Below are 14,190 nucleotides of genomic sequence, written 5' to 3' on the forward strand. Positions count from 1 at the left end.
TTAAATGGTAAAAGGTCAGCGGATTACGTCGGAAAAATCACGACAGCGTGAATTTCGGCGCTAATCTCTTGGCTATCAAGCACAAGCCTGGTTATTCCAGGCTTCGTGCTATCAGTTGCTTCAAAAGTTTTGCATGGCTGTCTTTTTTCACTGGATACCCGATATTCGATGCGCAGTCCCAATTGGTTGTTCCTCGTCTTGCTCTTGCTGCTGGCTGGCCTGCAGTACCGCCTATGGGTGGGGAATGGCAGCTTGGCGCAGGTCACCGAACTGACCCAGCAAATTGCCGCACAGCACGCCGAAAACGAGGTGTTGCTGGAGCGCAATCGCGTGCTCGATGCCGAAGTGCTTGAACTGAAAAAAGGCATGGAGACCGTTGAAGAGCGGGCTCGCCATGAGTTGGGCATGGTCAAGGAGGGCGAGACCCTCTACCAGTTGGCCCAATGAGCCTTTCGTCACCGGCCTTCTGGGCCGTGATTCCTGCCGCGGGCGTGGGCGCCCGTATGGCCGCGGACCGTCCCAAGCAATACTTGCAACTGGGCGGGCGCACTATTCTCGAACACAGCCTTGGCTGTTTCCTCGATCATCCGGGCCTCAAGGGGCTGGTGGTCAGTCTTGCTGTCGACGACCCTTACTGGCCGAACCTGGCTTGCGCCACCGACCCACGCATTGCGCGGGTGGACGGCGGCGAAGAACGCTCGGGCTCGGTGCTCAATGCCTTGCTGTACCTGCACAGCCAGGGCGCCAGCGATGACGATTGGGTCCTGGTGCACGATGCCGCCCGGCCAAACCTCAGCCGCGATGACCTCGACAAGTTGCTCTTTGAACTGGCCGACGACATCGTGGGCGGGCTGCTGGCCGTGCCGGCACGGGACACCCTCAAGCGTGCCGACAAGCATGGGCGCGTACTGGAAACCGTCGATCGCACGCCGATCTGGCAGGCCTACACGCCGCAGATGTTCCGCCTTGGCGCGTTGCACCGGGCGTTGGCCGACAGCCTGGTCTCGGACGTGGTCATCACCGACGAAGCCTCGGCCATGGAATGGGCCGGGCACGCGCCACGCCTGATTGAAGGCCGCAGCGACAACCTCAAGGTCACCCGCCCGGAAGACCTTGAATGGCTGCGCCAGCGCCGGGCTTTCCAGTCTTCCTGACGGTCACCCCGTCACTTGTTCAAGCCCGGCCGGGGCCTTGAACTCATCCACCAGCGCCTGAATGCTGTCGAACGGTTTACCGTCCACGGCCCAACCGGGTGCGCTGATGGCATACCGGCTGCCCTGCTGATCGATCCTGAAATGGCGTACGTCGCCTCGGCGTGAACGGTAGTGAACGCGCGCGGGGGTCGTAGCGGTGGCTGAGGTCAACATGAATTGGCCGGGTTTGGTCAACTGCGTCTGTGGCGTTTTGGCCGGGGGCTGGGACGGGCCAGGCACCGGTTGCGCCAGGCGCTGCAAAGTGGCGTTGTCCACCCGCAGGACCAGATGGGCCTTGACCGTTCCCTCACCCTTGCCAATGCCAAGGCTGGCGGTGCGCCCGGTGTCCACTTCGATGCCCAGGTGTCCGCCAGCCGCTGCATCTTCGATCCGCAGGCCAATGCTACCGGTGAGTTCGGCGATTCCAGGAATGCCGTTGTAGGTATTGGTATGGCTGTCACCCACCAGTGCAACCCATTTGCCGGGGCGCGCCTTGGTGGTCTGTATCCATTGAATCACTTCGGTGGCGTAGTAGTTCATCATGCGTTGGCGCACGTTGTCGGCGGTGTCCGGCAGGTCGCGGAGCATATAGCTGACGGTGCAGTCGATGGGCTGGATTTTTATCCCGGCGTCACGAGCTTTGGTGACGATGTTGACGAACGAGTAGTGCCGGTCGCGCAAAGGCGGGTAGATGTTGTTGAGGAAGCCCTTGAGTTCCTCGGGCATCACCGCGCTTCGGGTACGGTAGAACGCCTTGAGCAAGGGCATGTGTACGTCCGTCAGCAGGTGCTCGAAATAGATGCGTTTGACGCCTTGGCTGGCCAGCAGCTGCATGTTGTCGATCAGAAACGCCTTGCTCGACAGCGCTCCGTGGCTTTCGCCGATCACCAGGCCGTCGCTGGCGTGCAGCAGTTTTTGGATGATGCTCGGCTGCGATTCATTCAGGCTGAACCGTGGAAGCACGGGCCGCATCGGTGAAAACGGCAGGTTGGCAAAGAACACCGTGGCGTCTTCAGACAGTTTGGTTCTTTTCTCGAAAAACAACTTGCGGGTATCTTTGATTGGCTGGGCGCCACTACCCGTAGGTTCAAGGTTTTCCGAAAACGAACTGGTATCGGTGAGCATCTCTGAAACGGTCTCGCGAGCAAGTGGTGGCATCTCGTAGGCACTGTAGAACGTCGCGTGTTCCGGGCCGCCGAACAGTGTGTAGACCCGTTGCCAGGCATTGCGAAATGCGCCTCCGCCAGCCAGCCCGGCCGTGCGCCATTTCAGATCGGCGCTCTGGATGGCATACAGGCCGGTGGATTGCAGGGTATTCGGCGCGTTTGGGGCCATCACGAACAGTTCGAAGAAGCCGGATTCATTGGGAGTCTTGAAAGTCAGGTACAGGTCGCCGTGAATCCGGAGGGTCTGCATCCCGTTGGGGCTTATCCGTGGGCTCAGGGTGCGGGTCTCAGTGCTGCCCGCAACGGAGGTTTCGTTGATGGCGGTGACGCTGATCCGGCCCGCATCCTGGCGGACTGCCGGGCCCAGGGTGGGGCGCAGGTTTTCGAGGCCCTTGAGGCCCTTGGCAACACCATGGGCGACCACCGGCAGCGCGTTAAGCGCGCCAAATACAATGCGCTCCTTCCCCTGGGGTTTGCCGCGCAGCAGGTCGTCGGTACCTACCACCATTTCGGTCGCGCCGGAGGTCAAGAAGCAAAATTCCGCCAGTAACGCATTGCCCATGGCCAGTGCCACGGGAATCGCCAGGATGCAGGCTTTTTCCAGGGCATCCAGGGTGTCGGCCTTCAGCGTATCCAGGGGTGAAATAAAGCTTCGTGCCGCCATTTTTGCGAGGCGAACCCTGATCTGCCGGGCGATGAACTCAAACGGATTACTGCCCAGTGCCGGGTACATCGGGTTATTAATGTATTGCTCAGGATCCCAGTAGTTATCGGCCCGCAGGCTGTTGAACAAGCCCGGGGAGGTTGCCGGCTTCGGAAACACTGCCATCCCCACCAGAGCCTCTTCCACGCCGCTGTAGATCAGGCCGGAATCGATGGCGTCCTCATCGAAGTGTTGGGTCAGTACCTTGCGTTGAGTGGCGTCTCTTGCCGTTTCCACCAGCCACTTGCGCATGTCTGCTGGGGTGTTGAAGCCATGGAAGGGCGAGGAGTTGCCCGGGATATAAAGCAGGGTCACCTGGCTTTGGTTATCGGTGATGGTCAGGATGTCGGTGGATTCGCTGTTGTGGACGCGCAATAGCCGTAGGGACAGGTTTGGATCAAGACGATAGGGCGCCTGGAAGTCCTCCAGGGTGAGGTTGTCGTGGTTCTTGTCGATGCCGATCCCCGCCGCCCGTGCCGCCAGGTGCCTCTCTGCCACGGTCAGGGTGAACTCATGGAACTGCTCCAGGTAGGCTTTGGTGAACGTGATGCGCATCAGGGTGTTGTAGTTTTTCCGGTGGTTGCTCCAGAACTTCCCGATCGCCTCGTCGTAGGCTTGTTCGAAATGGCTTGAGTGAACGATCTGCCTGAAGGCTTTCGGTGAAATCTCCAGCTGCGTGCTCGGGTCGTAAACCTGGGGCTGGCTTTGCAGATACAGCGCCTCATAACGCCTGGGCGGGATCCAGCCCGAGACGATGAACTCTTCGTTGAACATTGCCGGAATCCGGTTATCCATCAGGCGCGGCAGCTCGCTGACAATATTGAAATAAGGTGCAGTGGTGGAAAATCCGGTGGTATTGAGCATGCCGCCAGCGGGTTGGGGCGCATTGCAGACCATGGCCTCGGTCAGCGACATCGACTGGACCACCACGGCGGTGAAGGCCGCGTTGGGGTTATCGGTGTTGTATTCGAGGGTGGTCAGGAGGGTGGTGTCCGGGTCGAGCTCCACTTGGCTGAGGGGTTGTACGTGCTCGCGGATCAATTGCGCGGCGATCTGCGAAGGTACGGGAAAGTCCGCCAGGACCTTGCGAACGAAGTGACTGATGCGCTGGAGTTGCGGGCCGTTGGTTGTCATGGGAGTGCCTGGTTACGCAGTGAAAACGGCTATTTACTGGCATCCAGGCGACGCGTGGGCGGTAGCTGTCTATCGCAGGTAGACGGGATGGTTACCCAGACCCTCCTTGAGAAAGTCCACCAGCTTTCGCACTTTGGGCGAAAGGTGGCGTTGTTGCGGGTACATCGCCCAGACTGCGGTGTTGGGCGGTTGATGGGTTTCGAGTAACGATACCAGTGCGCCGCTGTGCAAATGCTCCAGCACGTAATAGTCCGGCAGTTGGCAAAGGCCGACGCCTTGCAGCGCGGCATCCAGCACTGCTTGCCCACTGTTGCAGCGCCAGTTTCCCTGAACTCGCTGGGAAAATTCGCGCCCGTCCTGGGCCAGTTGCCAAATATCCGAGCTGCCGATCAGGCAGTTATGCCGACTTAATTCCGACAAGCTATGTGGCCGGCCGTACCTGGCCAGATAGGACGGTGACGCGCACAAATACATACGCCGTGGCGCGAGGCGGCTGGCAACCATCCGCGAATCCGCCAGGCGACCGAGGCGAATCGCCAGGTCCAGGCCTTCGTGCACCAGGTCCAGTTGGCGATTGGTCAATTCCACGTCCACCCGCAATTGCGGGTAAAGCGCCATGAACCGCGTCACCAGTGGCACGATAAAGCGCTCGCCGTAAGCCACTGCGCAGGTCATGCGCAACATCCCTTTAGGCTCGCTGGCCAGGTCGCCTACGGCGCGCAAGGCCTCTTCGCGACCGTCCTGCAAGCGCTGGCAATGTTGCAGGAAGGTCTGGCCGGCTTCGGTCAGCGTCACCTTGCGCGTGCTGCGATACAGCAAGCGTGTTTGCAGCCGCTCTTCCAGCCGCGCTACCTGGCGGCTGATGTGGGACGACGACACACCCAGGCGCTCTGCGGCGGCGGTGAATTGGCTGCATTCGGCCACCGCGACGAACTCGTCGATGCCTTCCCAGCGGTTTTCCAGCATGCTGATTATCCCTGTATGGCAATAATGTTTTGCTTTTGTCTGGATTATTAATCAGATGGTCATGTTTTACACTGCCGGCCTTACGTTTTTAACCCGATGGAGAAACCGGATGATCAAGTCCCGCGCGGCCGTAGCCTTCGAAGCCAAGAAACCCCTCGAGATCGTTGAAGTGGATGTGGCCATGCCCAAGGCGGGCGAGGTGCTGCTGCGGGTGGTGGCGTCCGGTGTGTGCCATACCGATGCCTACACCCTGTCGGGCGCGGACCCGGAAGGTATCTTTCCGTCGATCCTCGGCCACGAAGGCGGCGCCGTGGTGGAAGCCATTGGCGAAGGCGTGACCTCGGTGGCGGTAGGCGACCACGTGATCCCGCTGTACACCCCGGAATGCGGCAAGTGCAAATTCTGCCTCTCGGGCAAGACCAACCTGTGCCAGGCGATTCGCGCCACCCAGGGTAAAGGCCTGATGCCGGATGGCACCTCGCGCTTTTCCTACAAGGGCCAGCCGATTTTCCACTACATGGGTACTTCGACTTTCTCCGAATACACCGTGCTGCCGGAAATCTCCGTAGCGAAGATTCCTAAAGAAGCGCCGCTGGAAAAAGTCTGCCTGCTGGGCTGTGGCGTCACCACCGGTATCGGTGCAGTGATCAACACCGGCAAGGTCAAGCCGGGCGACACCGTGGCCATCTTCGGCCTGGGCGGTATTGGCCTGTCGGCGGTGATCGGTGCGGTGAAAGCCAAGGCCGGTCGCATCATTGCCGTCGACATCAACCCGGCCAAGTTTGAAATCGCCAAGCAACTGGGCGCGACCGACTGCATCAACCCGAAAGACTACGACCGCCCGATCCAGGACGTGATCGTCGATTTGACCGATGGCGGCGTCGACTTTTCCTTCGAGTGCATCGGCAATGTCCAACTGATGCGTGCGGCCCTTGAGTGCTGCCACAAAGGTTGGGGCGAGTCGGTGATCATCGGCGTGGCCGGTGCAGGCCAGGAAATTGCTACCCGTCCGTTCCAGCTGGTGACCGGCCGCGTCTGGCGCGGTTCGGCGTTTGGTGGGGTGCGGGGTCGCAGCGAATTGCCAAGCTACGTGGAAATGGCTCAGACCGGCGAAATCCCGCTGGATACCTTCATCACCCACACCATGGGCCTGGAAGATATCAACAAGGCGTTTGACCTGATGCATGAAGGCAAGAGCATCCGCACCGTCATTCACTTCTGAGGTCGGCCATGAGTCTGGAAAACCTGTCGTGCCAGAAAAGCTTCGGCGGCTGGCATAAACGCTACAAGCATCATTCCGACGTGCTGGGTTGCGACATGACTTTCGCCGTGTACCTGCCGCCGCAAGCGGAGCAGGGCGGCAAATTGCCGGTGTTGTACTGGCTGTCGGGGCTGACCTGCACCGATGAGAACTTTATGCAGAAGGCCGGCGCCCCGCGCATGGCGGCCGAGCTGGGGTTGATCATCGTTGCGCCGGACACAAGCCCGCGCGGCCCCGGTGTGCCGGGTGACCCGGACAACGCCTGGGACTTCGGCCTGGGCGCCGGCTTCTACCTGAACGCTACGCAGGAGCCCTGGGCCCAGCACTATCGGATGCATGACTACGTGGTGCAGGAATTGCCGGCATTGGTCGAAGCGCATTTCCCGGCGTCGGCCAAGCGCGGCATCAGCGGCCACTCCATGGGCGGTCACGGCGCACTGGTGTGTGCCTTGCGCAACCCGGGGCGTTATCAGTCGGTGTCGGCGTTCTCGCCGATCAACAATCCGATGGATTGCCCGTGGGGCCAGAAGGCGTTCTCCCGCTACCTTGGGGAAGAGCGTTCGAAGTGGCGCGAATGGGATGCCTGCGTGTTGATCAGCGAAGCCTCGGAAAAGCTGCCGCTGCTGGTGGACCAGGGCGATCGCGATGACTTTCTTGCGGTGCAGCTCAAGCCTGAAGCCTTGCAGCAGGCGGCCAGGGCGGCCAGCCATCCATTGGAGCTGCGCCTGCAACCGGGCTATGACCACAGCTACTTCTTTATCGCCAGCTTCATCGAAGACCATTTACGCCATCACGCGAGTGCTTTGCTCGGTTAATGTGAGGCAAAAGTAGGTAGAATCACGCCCTGAATTAAATCGGGGCGTTTTTTTATGCGTATTGGCCACGGCTATGATGTGCACCGTTTCGCCGAAGGCGATTTCATCACCCTGGGCGGCGTGCGAATCGCACACCACCATGGGTTGCTGGCTCATTCCGACGGCGACGTTGTGCTGCATGCCTTGAGCGATGCCTTGCTTGGCGCCGCCGCGTTGGGCGACATCGGCAAGCACTTTCCGGACACCGACCCTACCTTCAAGGGCGCGGACAGCCGCGTGCTGTTGCGTCATGTGGTCGGCTTGATCCATGCCAAGGGCTGGAAGGTCGGCAACGTCGACAACACCATCGTCGCCCAGGCGCCCAAGATGGCCCCGCATATCGAATCGATGCGCGCGCTGATTGCCGCGGATCTTCAAGTTGAGTTGGATCAAGTGAACGTAAAAGCCACCACCACCGAAAAGCTCGGGTTTACCGGTCGCGAAGAGGGCATTGCCGTGCACTCCGTTGCCTTGTTGCTGCGCGCATGAATGATCTGCAACTGCTGGGCCCGCGTGCCTATGGCGAGGCCCTGGGCAGCGCTGTTCTGAAGGCCACCGCTGAAGATTTCCAGGTGGATGAAGTGCTGGATATCCCGCTGACCGGCGAGGGTGAACACCTGTGGTTGTGGGTGGAAAAGCGTGGCCTGAATACCGAAGAAGCGGCGCGGCGGATTGCCAAGGCGGCGGGCGTGCCGTTACGCACCGTCAGCTACGCCGGGCTCAAGGATCGCCAGGCGCTGACCCGGCAGTGGTTCAGCGTGCAATTGCCGGGCAAGGCTGATCCGGACCTGAGCGGGGCGGAAAACGAGACCCTGAAGATCCTCAAGATCGCCCGTCACAAGCGCAAGCTGCAGCGCGGTGCGCATTCGGCCAACGGCTTTACCTTGCGCCTGACCCAGTTTGCCGGAGATGCCGCGGCTATCGACGCGCGCCTGCAACTGATCGCCAAGCAAGGCATTCCCAACTATTTCGGCGCCCAGCGGTTCGGTCATAACGGCGGCAACGTCGTCGATGCCCGCGACTGGGCCGCGCGCAAGGCCTTGCCGGAGCAACGCAACGTGCGCTCGCGCCTGCTCTCCACGGCCCGCAGCTTCCTGTTCAATAAAGTGCTGGCGGCGCGGGTCGCCGACGGTTCCTGGCAGCGCGCCCAGGTCGGCGACTTGCTGGCGTTTACCGACAGTCGCAGTTTTTTTCCGGCGGGGGAGGCTGAATGCAGCGACCCGCGTTTGGCGATCCTTGACCTGCATCCCACCGGCCCACAGTGGGGCGAAGGTGATTCGCCGGCGTCGGGGGCGACCTTCGCGCTGGAACAGGCGATCGCCGAGGGTGAGCCCGACCTGCGGGATTGGCTGGTGAATGCCGGCATGAGCCAGGAACGTCGCATTCTTCGGCTGCCCATTGGCGGGTTGACGTGGCATTATCCCGAACCTGACATTCTGCAATTGGAATTCGTCCTGCCGGCCGGATGCTTCGCCACTGTCTTGGTGCGCGAGCTTGTAGATCTGGTGCCGGTGGGGCAGACGGACAGCCCATGCGTATTCTGATATCTAACGACGACGGGGTCACCGCACCCGGCCTTGCCGCGCTTCATGCTGCGCTGGCGGATTACGCCGAGTGCGTGGTGGTTGCCCCGGACCAGGACAAAAGCGGCGCCAGCAGCTCGCTGACGCTCGACCGTCCGTTGCACATACAGACGTTGCCCAACGGCTTTATCAGCGTGAATGGCACGCCGACCGATTGCGTGCACCTGGCGATCAACAGCCTGCTGGACCGCGAGCCGGACCTGGTGGTTTCCGGGATTAACCTGGGCGCCAACCTCGGTGACGACGTGCTGTATTCCGGTACGGTGGCGGCGGCCCTCGAAGGGCGTTTCCTGGGCCGGACCTCGTTCGCGTTTTCGCTGGCGTCGCGTCAGTTGGACAACCTGGAGACGGCGGCCTACTTTGCTCGCAAGCTGGTGGAAGCCCATCACCGCCTGGATTTGCCGCCGCGTACAGTGCTTAACGTCAACTTCCCGAACCTGCCTCTTGAGCATATTCGTGGCTTCAAGCTGACCCGCCTGGGCCATCGCTCCCGCGCTGCGGCACCGCTGAAGGTGGTGGACCCGCGTGGCAAGGAAGGTTACTGGATTGCCGCTGCGGGCGATGCCGAAGACGGCGGCGAAGGCACGGACTTTCATGCAGTGATGCAAGGTTATATTTCGATTACTCCGTTGCAACTTGATCGCACCTTCAGTGATGCCTTCAGTAGTCTCGATGGCTGGCTGGAGGGAGTGCTCTGATGGCGCGCGAACAAGACGACCTGCTGCGACGGGGCATCGGGATGACTTCCCAGCGCACCCGCGAGCGATTGATCCAGCGTCTGTATGAAGAGGGGCTGTCCAACGCCCAGGTGCTGGAAGTCATCCGGCGTACCCCGCGGCATCTGTTTGTCGATGAAGCCCTGGCGCACCGCGCCTATGAAGACACCGCGCTGCCCATCGGCCACAACCAGACCATCTCCCAGCCTTATATGGTGGCGCGGATGAGTGAGCTGCTGCTGGCGGCGGGCCCGCTGGACAAGGTTCTGGAGATCGGTACCGGCTCCGGCTACCAGACGGCTGTGTTGTCGCAGCTGGTTGAGCGGGTGTTTTCGGTCGAGCGCATCAAGGTGTTGCAGGACCGGGCCAAGGAACGTCTGGTGGAGTTGAACCTGCGCAACGTGGTGTTTCGTTGGGGCGACGGTTGGGAAGGCTGGCCGGCGCTGGCGCCGTACAACGGCATTATCGTCACCGCCGTGGCGACCGACGTGCCCCAGGCGTTGCTCGATCAACTGGCTCCCGGCGGGCGCCTGGTCATCCCGGTGGGCTCCGGCGAAGTGCAACAATTGATGTTGATCATTCGCGAGGAAGAAGGCTTTTCCCGGCATGTGCTCGGGGCGGTACGTTTTGTCCCGCTGCTTAACGGTCCGCTGGCCTGATCAATTATTCCTGCGTACTGAATTCTATTGCCGGGTATGTGTCTTACAGCGGGGTCTATTGAGTCAACGTGATCCGCCGTGGGAATTAAACATGATGAAAATTTCTTTAGAATCGTGTTTCCAGTAAAAAACCAACGGCCAGTTATACTTGCGTCATATTTCAAGCCTGATACAGGCGTTCATAGTCAGCCACCACAAAGGGAGCGGCGGGTGAGTCTCACGGTCATTGCACAGCGTATGAGTCAAACAAGCTTTCAGCGACTGGTGATTGGCCTTGTCTTGAGTTCCTTGCTGGCGGCTTGCTCAAGCTCGCCATCCGGCGGTGCCCGGGTGGTCGACCGCAATAATGCGGTGCCGCAAAAGCCTACGGTTACCACCGGGCAATATGTCGTTCGCAAGGGCGATACGATGTTCTCGATTGCCTTCCGTTATGGTTGGGATTACAAGGCGCTGGCCGCCCGTAACAACATTCCTGTGCCCTATACGATACATCCAGGTCAGACCATTCGTTTCGATGGCCGTACCGGTTCAACGCCGACCGCCGTCGTCACAAACACGGCTTCTTCGCCGTCGTCGTCGAGCAAAACCACAATCATCACCCGGCCTGCAGGCACCGCCGCGCCTGGCGTTGCGAGCAAACCCGCACCTGCGCCGATGCCGCCAGCAGGGCCCGCACCGACCGGCTGGGGATGGCCCTCAAATGGCATCCTTATTGGAAAATTCTCTTCAAACGGTAGTTTGAATAAAGGCATTGATATCGCCGGAGATTTGGGACAGCCTGTTTTAGCTGCGTCTGATGGGACAGTGGTGTACGCCGGGAGTGGTTTACGGGGCTACGGCGAGCTGGTCATCATCAAACACAGCGATACCTACGTCAGTGCCTACGGTCATAACCGCAGGCTGTTGGTTCGGGAGGGGCAGCAGGTCAAGGTCGGACAGACAATTGCCGAGATGGGGTCAACTGGTACAGACCGGGTGAAACTGCACTTTGAGATTCGCCGCCAAGGGAAACCTGTTGATCCGCTGCAATTCCTTCCCCGTCGTTGATGTGTTGCACAGCCTGTTCCCTCACGTAGAAGGAACAGGCTCCAGCGTTGCCAAGGATAAAGGCGTCGCTTGAGCTTGAGGTCGAACTCACCAAAGGACTATAACAATGGCTCTCAGTAAAGAAGCGCCGGAGTTTGACATCGACGATGAGGTTCTCCTTATGGAGACCGGCATTGCTACGGAATCGATGTCGAATGAGGGACCTGCTGTACCTTCAGTTCGCACCAAATCCAAGAACTCCACCGCGTTAAAGCAACACAAGTACATTGACTACACACGGGCGCTCGACGCGACCCAGTTGTACCTCAATGAAATCGGCTTTTCCCCTCTGCTCACTCCCGAAGAAGAAGTCTTTTTTGCGCGCTTGTCGCAAAAAGGCGATCCGGCTGGGCGCAAGCGCATGATTGAAAGCAACCTGCGGCTGGTGGTGAAAATCGCCCGACGCTATGTCAATCGTGGGCTGTCCCTGTTGGACTTGATCGAGGAAGGCAATCTCGGCTTGATCCGGGCGGTGGAAAAGTTTGACCCTGAGCGGGGTTTTCGCTTTTCAACCTACGCCACCTGGTGGATTCGTCAGACCATCGAACGGGCGATCATGAATCAGACCCGCACGATCCGGTTGCCGATCCATGTGGTCAAAGAACTCAACGTCTACCTGCGGGCGGCGCGTGAGCTGACACAAAAACTCGATCATGAACCTTCGCCTGAAGAAATCGCCAACCTGCTGGAAAAACCGGTGGGAGAGGTCAAGCGCATGCTCGGTCTCAATGAGCGGGTGTCTTCAGTCGATGTCTCGCTGGGTCCGGATTCGGATAAAACCTTGCTGGACACCCTGACTGATGATCGTCCTACGGACCCTTGTGAGTTGCTGCAGGACGACGATCTGTCGCAAAGCATCGACCAGTGGCTTTCGGAGCTGACGGACAAACAGCGTGAAGTGGTGATTCGCCGCTTCGGGCTGCGCGGCCACGAAAGCAGCACCCTGGAGGATGTTGGCCTGGAGATCGGCTTGACCCGTGAGCGGGTGCGGCAGATCCAGGTAGAGGGTCTCAAGCGCTTGCGCGAGATCCTCGAAAAGAATGGCTTGTCGAGTGAGTCGTTGTTTCAATAAACGACGCAGGACGAAATGTGGGAGCGGGCTTGCTCGCGAATACGGTGTTTCAGTCAGCCTATCTGGCGCCTGATTCACCGCTTTCGCGAGCAAGCCCGCTCCCACATTTTTTTGTGCATGGAATTACATCGTGTGATTGCTCGTTACCACGCTCTGCGTGGGAACGCAGCCCAGGACGCTCCGCGTCCCAAGGCGTGACGCAGAGCGTCACAGGAGGCATTCCCACGCAGAGCGCAGGAACGAGCGGGCACAAAAAAGCCCCGCTTTTAAGGGCGGGGCTTTTCGACTAAATCAGTACAAGTTAGATAACTTGAACTTCTTCAGCTTGCATGCCTTTCTGACCGCGGGTAGCGATGAAAGAAACCTGTTGGCCTTCTTTCAGGCTTTTGAAGCCGTCGGATTGGATAGCTTTGAAGTGAACGAACAGGTCGTCACCGGATTGTGGAGTGATGAAGCCGAAGCCTTTTTCATCGTTGAACCACTTAACGGTACCAGTTTGGCGATTAGACATGGTGTATCTCCTTGGACAAAGTTAACTGCGACTCAGGAAAAGCCCTGGCCGAGACTGAGTGCAAAGAGCAGGAAAAATTCTTGGAGATGGTTGGATCGAAATTCAACATATCGTGTAGAGATTCTCAGTGACACAAGCAGCACAGTGGCGCCACCTTAACCCTTTTTCCGGAACGTGCCAATGGTATTTCCGAAGGTTTCTCTATTTTCGTGACTGGCGGCAGCCGGATACCGCACCAATCCCCCGCAATTGAAGGTGCGTCCCGCCCAGCAGGGGCGGCGCGGCACCAAGAAAAGTAGCCGCCCCTTTGAACCCCGGGGCCAGCCCCGGTAAGATGCCCAACAGAATTTTTTCACCTCGCTATTCAGGACACCCGCCATGAGCATCAAATCGGACAAGTGGATTCGCCGCATGGCGCAAGAGCACGGCATGATCGAGCCCTTCGTGGAGCGCCAGATGCGCGGCGAAGGCGCTGAGCGGCTGATTTCGTTCGGGGTTTCCAGCTACGGCTACGATGTACGCTGCGCCGATGAGTTCAAGGTGTTCACCAACATCAACTCGGCAACCGTCGATCCGAAAAACTTCGACGAAAAAAGCTTCGTCGACGTCAAGAGCGACGTTTGCATCATCCCGCCAAACTCCTTCGCCCTGGCGCGCACCGTCGAATTCTTCCGTATCCCTCGCAACGTATTGACTATCTGCCTGGGCAAAAGCACTTACGCGCGCTGCGGCATCATCGTCAACGTGACGCCACTGGAGCCGGAATGGGAAGGGCACGTCACCCTGGAGTTCTCCAACACCACCACGTTGCCGGCAAAAATCTACGCTAACGAAGGTGTCGCACAGATGCTGTTCTTCGAGTCCGATGAAGAGTGCGAAGTGTCCTACAAGGACCGTGGCGGCAAGTATCAGGGCCAGCGCGGCGTTACTCTCCCACGCACTTGATCGAATCGTCTTACAGGCTAAGGGAATTTGTCAGCGGGCATGCACTCTATTGAGTGTACTGCCCCGACGCGTGCACAACGCGCCGGGCCACGCTTGAGGAGTCCCTATGAAGCTCGATCCGCGAATCAGCGCCGAACTCGCCCGGCTTGAACCCAATCAGATTGGTGTGATGGCCTGGTCCTTGATGGCCGATCCCGCCGCAGGCGGCATTCCGGGCCAGCCCGGCCCCGATGATCCTTGGCCCAATCAGCCTGAAGAGCCTGGTGAACCCACGCTCCCTGACGAACCGCCTCCCGCCCCCGTGGCTTGATTTCCTGCACGTGTCGCCAATGGTCAGTTGC

Annotated in this window: 15 protein-coding genes; 12 read left to right on the forward strand and 3 right to left on the reverse strand. The window is 59.6% G+C overall.

Features of this window, described 5'->3' with window-relative positions:
• Window positions 1-168 precede the first annotated feature (168 nt).
• Both ftsB and ispD read left to right on the forward strand, forming a co-directional pair.
• On the forward strand, window positions 169-447 hold the full coding sequence (ftsB, locus tag NVB75_RS26350; RefSeq protein ID WP_003219292.1) for a cell division protein FtsB: 279 nt from the start codon (window positions 169-171) through the stop codon (window positions 445-447).
• The gene (gene ispD / locus NVB75_RS26355; protein ID WP_258344002.1) at window positions 444-1,154 is read left to right on the forward strand and encodes a 2-C-methyl-D-erythritol 4-phosphate cytidylyltransferase; all 711 of its coding nucleotides are present in this window, start codon (window positions 444-446) and stop codon (window positions 1,152-1,154) included. The genes ftsB and ispD overlap by 4 nt, the downstream gene beginning before the upstream one ends.
• A 3-nt stretch (window positions 1,155-1,157) precedes the next feature.
• Here ispD and NVB75_RS26360 read toward each other — a convergent pair whose 3' ends face one another.
• Window positions 1,158-4,196, reverse strand: coding sequence for a dermonecrotic toxin domain-containing protein (locus NVB75_RS26360; protein WP_258344003.1), 3,039 nt, complete (start codon window positions 4,194-4,196; stop codon window positions 1,158-1,160).
• A 69-nt stretch (window positions 4,197-4,265) separates the two neighbouring features.
• Complete coding sequence (locus NVB75_RS26365) at window positions 4,266-5,162, reverse strand: LysR substrate-binding domain-containing protein (protein ID WP_258344005.1); 897 nt, start codon at window positions 5,160-5,162, stop codon at window positions 4,266-4,268.
• Between the two features lie 109 nt (window positions 5,163-5,271).
• Here NVB75_RS26365 and NVB75_RS26370 point away from each other — a divergent pair, with 109 nt between their 5' ends.
• The 8 genes from NVB75_RS26370 (at window position 5,272) to rpoS (ending at window position 12,393) form a co-directional block, all read left to right on the forward strand.
• Entirely contained in the window at window positions 5,272-6,384 is a 1,113-nt protein-coding gene (locus tag NVB75_RS26370) for an S-(hydroxymethyl)glutathione dehydrogenase/class III alcohol dehydrogenase (RefSeq protein ID WP_258344007.1), read from the forward strand.
• An 8-nt stretch (window positions 6,385-6,392) separates the two neighbouring features.
• Window positions 6,393-7,238 (forward strand): S-formylglutathione hydrolase, encoded by an 846-nt coding sequence (gene fghA, locus NVB75_RS26375; RefSeq protein ID WP_258344009.1) that lies wholly within the window; start codon window positions 6,393-6,395, stop codon window positions 7,236-7,238.
• Between the two features lie 54 nt (window positions 7,239-7,292).
• Window positions 7,293-7,766 (forward strand): 2-C-methyl-D-erythritol 2,4-cyclodiphosphate synthase, encoded by a 474-nt coding sequence (ispF, locus tag NVB75_RS26380; protein WP_010176739.1) that lies wholly within the window; start codon window positions 7,293-7,295, stop codon window positions 7,764-7,766.
• Window positions 7,763-8,821, forward strand: coding sequence for a tRNA pseudouridine(13) synthase TruD (gene truD / locus NVB75_RS26385; RefSeq protein WP_258344012.1), 1,059 nt, complete (start codon window positions 7,763-7,765; stop codon window positions 8,819-8,821). Before ispF ends, truD begins: the two co-directional genes overlap by 4 nt.
• Window positions 8,809-9,558 carry a 5'/3'-nucleotidase SurE gene (gene surE, locus NVB75_RS26390; protein ID WP_258344014.1) on the forward strand — a complete coding sequence of 250 codons (750 nt, stop codon included), beginning with the start codon at window positions 8,809-8,811 and terminating at the stop codon, window positions 9,556-9,558. Before truD ends, surE begins: the two co-directional genes overlap by 13 nt.
• A 41-nt stretch (window positions 9,559-9,599) precedes the next feature.
• Entirely contained in the window at window positions 9,600-10,235 is a 636-nt protein-coding gene (locus NVB75_RS26395; RefSeq protein WP_010176736.1) for a protein-L-isoaspartate(D-aspartate) O-methyltransferase, read from the forward strand.
• Between the two features lie 210 nt (window positions 10,236-10,445).
• Window positions 10,446-11,282 carry a peptidoglycan DD-metalloendopeptidase family protein gene (locus NVB75_RS26400; protein ID WP_258348745.1) on the forward strand — a complete coding sequence of 279 codons (837 nt, stop codon included), beginning with the start codon at window positions 10,446-10,448 and terminating at the stop codon, window positions 11,280-11,282.
• 106 nt (window positions 11,283-11,388) lie between these two features.
• Complete coding sequence (rpoS, locus tag NVB75_RS26405; RefSeq protein ID WP_063032880.1) at window positions 11,389-12,393, forward strand: RNA polymerase sigma factor RpoS; 1,005 nt, start codon at window positions 11,389-11,391, stop codon at window positions 12,391-12,393.
• A gap of 301 nt (window positions 12,394-12,694) precedes the next feature.
• On the opposite strand, the gene NVB75_RS26410 is transcribed toward rpoS, so the two are convergent.
• The gene (locus NVB75_RS26410) at window positions 12,695-12,904 is read right to left on the reverse strand and encodes a cold-shock protein (protein ID WP_002554837.1); all 210 of its coding nucleotides are present in this window, start codon (window positions 12,902-12,904) and stop codon (window positions 12,695-12,697) included.
• Between the two features lie 378 nt (window positions 12,905-13,282).
• Between NVB75_RS26410 and dcd the strand changes: the two genes are divergently transcribed.
• Both dcd and NVB75_RS26420 read left to right on the forward strand, forming a co-directional pair.
• Window positions 13,283-13,849, forward strand: coding sequence for a dCTP deaminase (dcd, locus tag NVB75_RS26415; protein ID WP_003219273.1), 567 nt, complete (start codon window positions 13,283-13,285; stop codon window positions 13,847-13,849).
• A gap of 106 nt (window positions 13,850-13,955) precedes the next feature.
• Window positions 13,956-14,159: a hypothetical protein gene (locus NVB75_RS26420; RefSeq protein ID WP_003219272.1), complete on the forward strand. Its 204-nt coding sequence runs from the start codon at window positions 13,956-13,958 to the stop codon at window positions 14,157-14,159.
• The last annotated feature ends 31 nt before the right edge of the window (window positions 14,160-14,190 follow it).

The organism is Pseudomonas sp. CBS (assembly GCF_024734645.1).
Taxonomy (GTDB): domain Bacteria; phylum Pseudomonadota; class Gammaproteobacteria; order Pseudomonadales; family Pseudomonadaceae; genus Aquipseudomonas.

What these genes read in the sequence shown, in the direction of transcription:
- dcd (WP_003219273.1), top strand. Translation starts at nt 13,283, where the DNA reads ATGAGCATCAAATCGGACAAGTGGATTCGCCGCATGGCGCAAGAGCAC.
- ispF (WP_010176739.1), top strand. Translation starts at nt 7,293, where the DNA reads ATGCGTATTGGCCACGGCTATGATGTGCACCGTTTCGCCGAAGGCGAT.
- NVB75_RS26365 (WP_258344005.1), bottom strand. Translation starts at nt 5,162, where the DNA reads ATGCTGGAAAACCGCTGGGAAGGCATCGACGAGTTCGTCGCGGTGGCC.
- truD (WP_258344012.1), top strand. Translation starts at nt 7,763, where the DNA reads ATGAATGATCTGCAACTGCTGGGCCCGCGTGCCTATGGCGAGGCCCTG.
- NVB75_RS26370 (WP_258344007.1), top strand. Translation starts at nt 5,272, where the DNA reads ATGATCAAGTCCCGCGCGGCCGTAGCCTTCGAAGCCAAGAAACCCCTC.
- rpoS (WP_063032880.1), top strand. Translation starts at nt 11,389, where the DNA reads ATGGCTCTCAGTAAAGAAGCGCCGGAGTTTGACATCGACGATGAGGTT.
- NVB75_RS26420 (WP_003219272.1), top strand. Translation starts at nt 13,956, where the DNA reads ATGAAGCTCGATCCGCGAATCAGCGCCGAACTCGCCCGGCTTGAACCC.
- fghA (WP_258344009.1), top strand. Translation starts at nt 6,393, where the DNA reads ATGAGTCTGGAAAACCTGTCGTGCCAGAAAAGCTTCGGCGGCTGGCAT.
- ftsB (WP_003219292.1), top strand. Translation starts at nt 169, where the DNA reads ATGCGCAGTCCCAATTGGTTGTTCCTCGTCTTGCTCTTGCTGCTGGCT.
- NVB75_RS26410 (WP_002554837.1), bottom strand. Translation starts at nt 12,904, where the DNA reads ATGTCTAATCGCCAAACTGGTACCGTTAAGTGGTTCAACGATGAAAAA.
- surE (WP_258344014.1), top strand. Translation starts at nt 8,809, where the DNA reads ATGCGTATTCTGATATCTAACGACGACGGGGTCACCGCACCCGGCCTT.
- NVB75_RS26360 (WP_258344003.1), bottom strand. Translation starts at nt 4,196, where the DNA reads ATGACAACCAACGGCCCGCAACTCCAGCGCATCAGTCACTTCGTTCGC.
- ispD (WP_258344002.1), top strand. Translation starts at nt 444, where the DNA reads ATGAGCCTTTCGTCACCGGCCTTCTGGGCCGTGATTCCTGCCGCGGGC.
- NVB75_RS26395 (WP_010176736.1), top strand. Translation starts at nt 9,600, where the DNA reads ATGACTTCCCAGCGCACCCGCGAGCGATTGATCCAGCGTCTGTATGAA.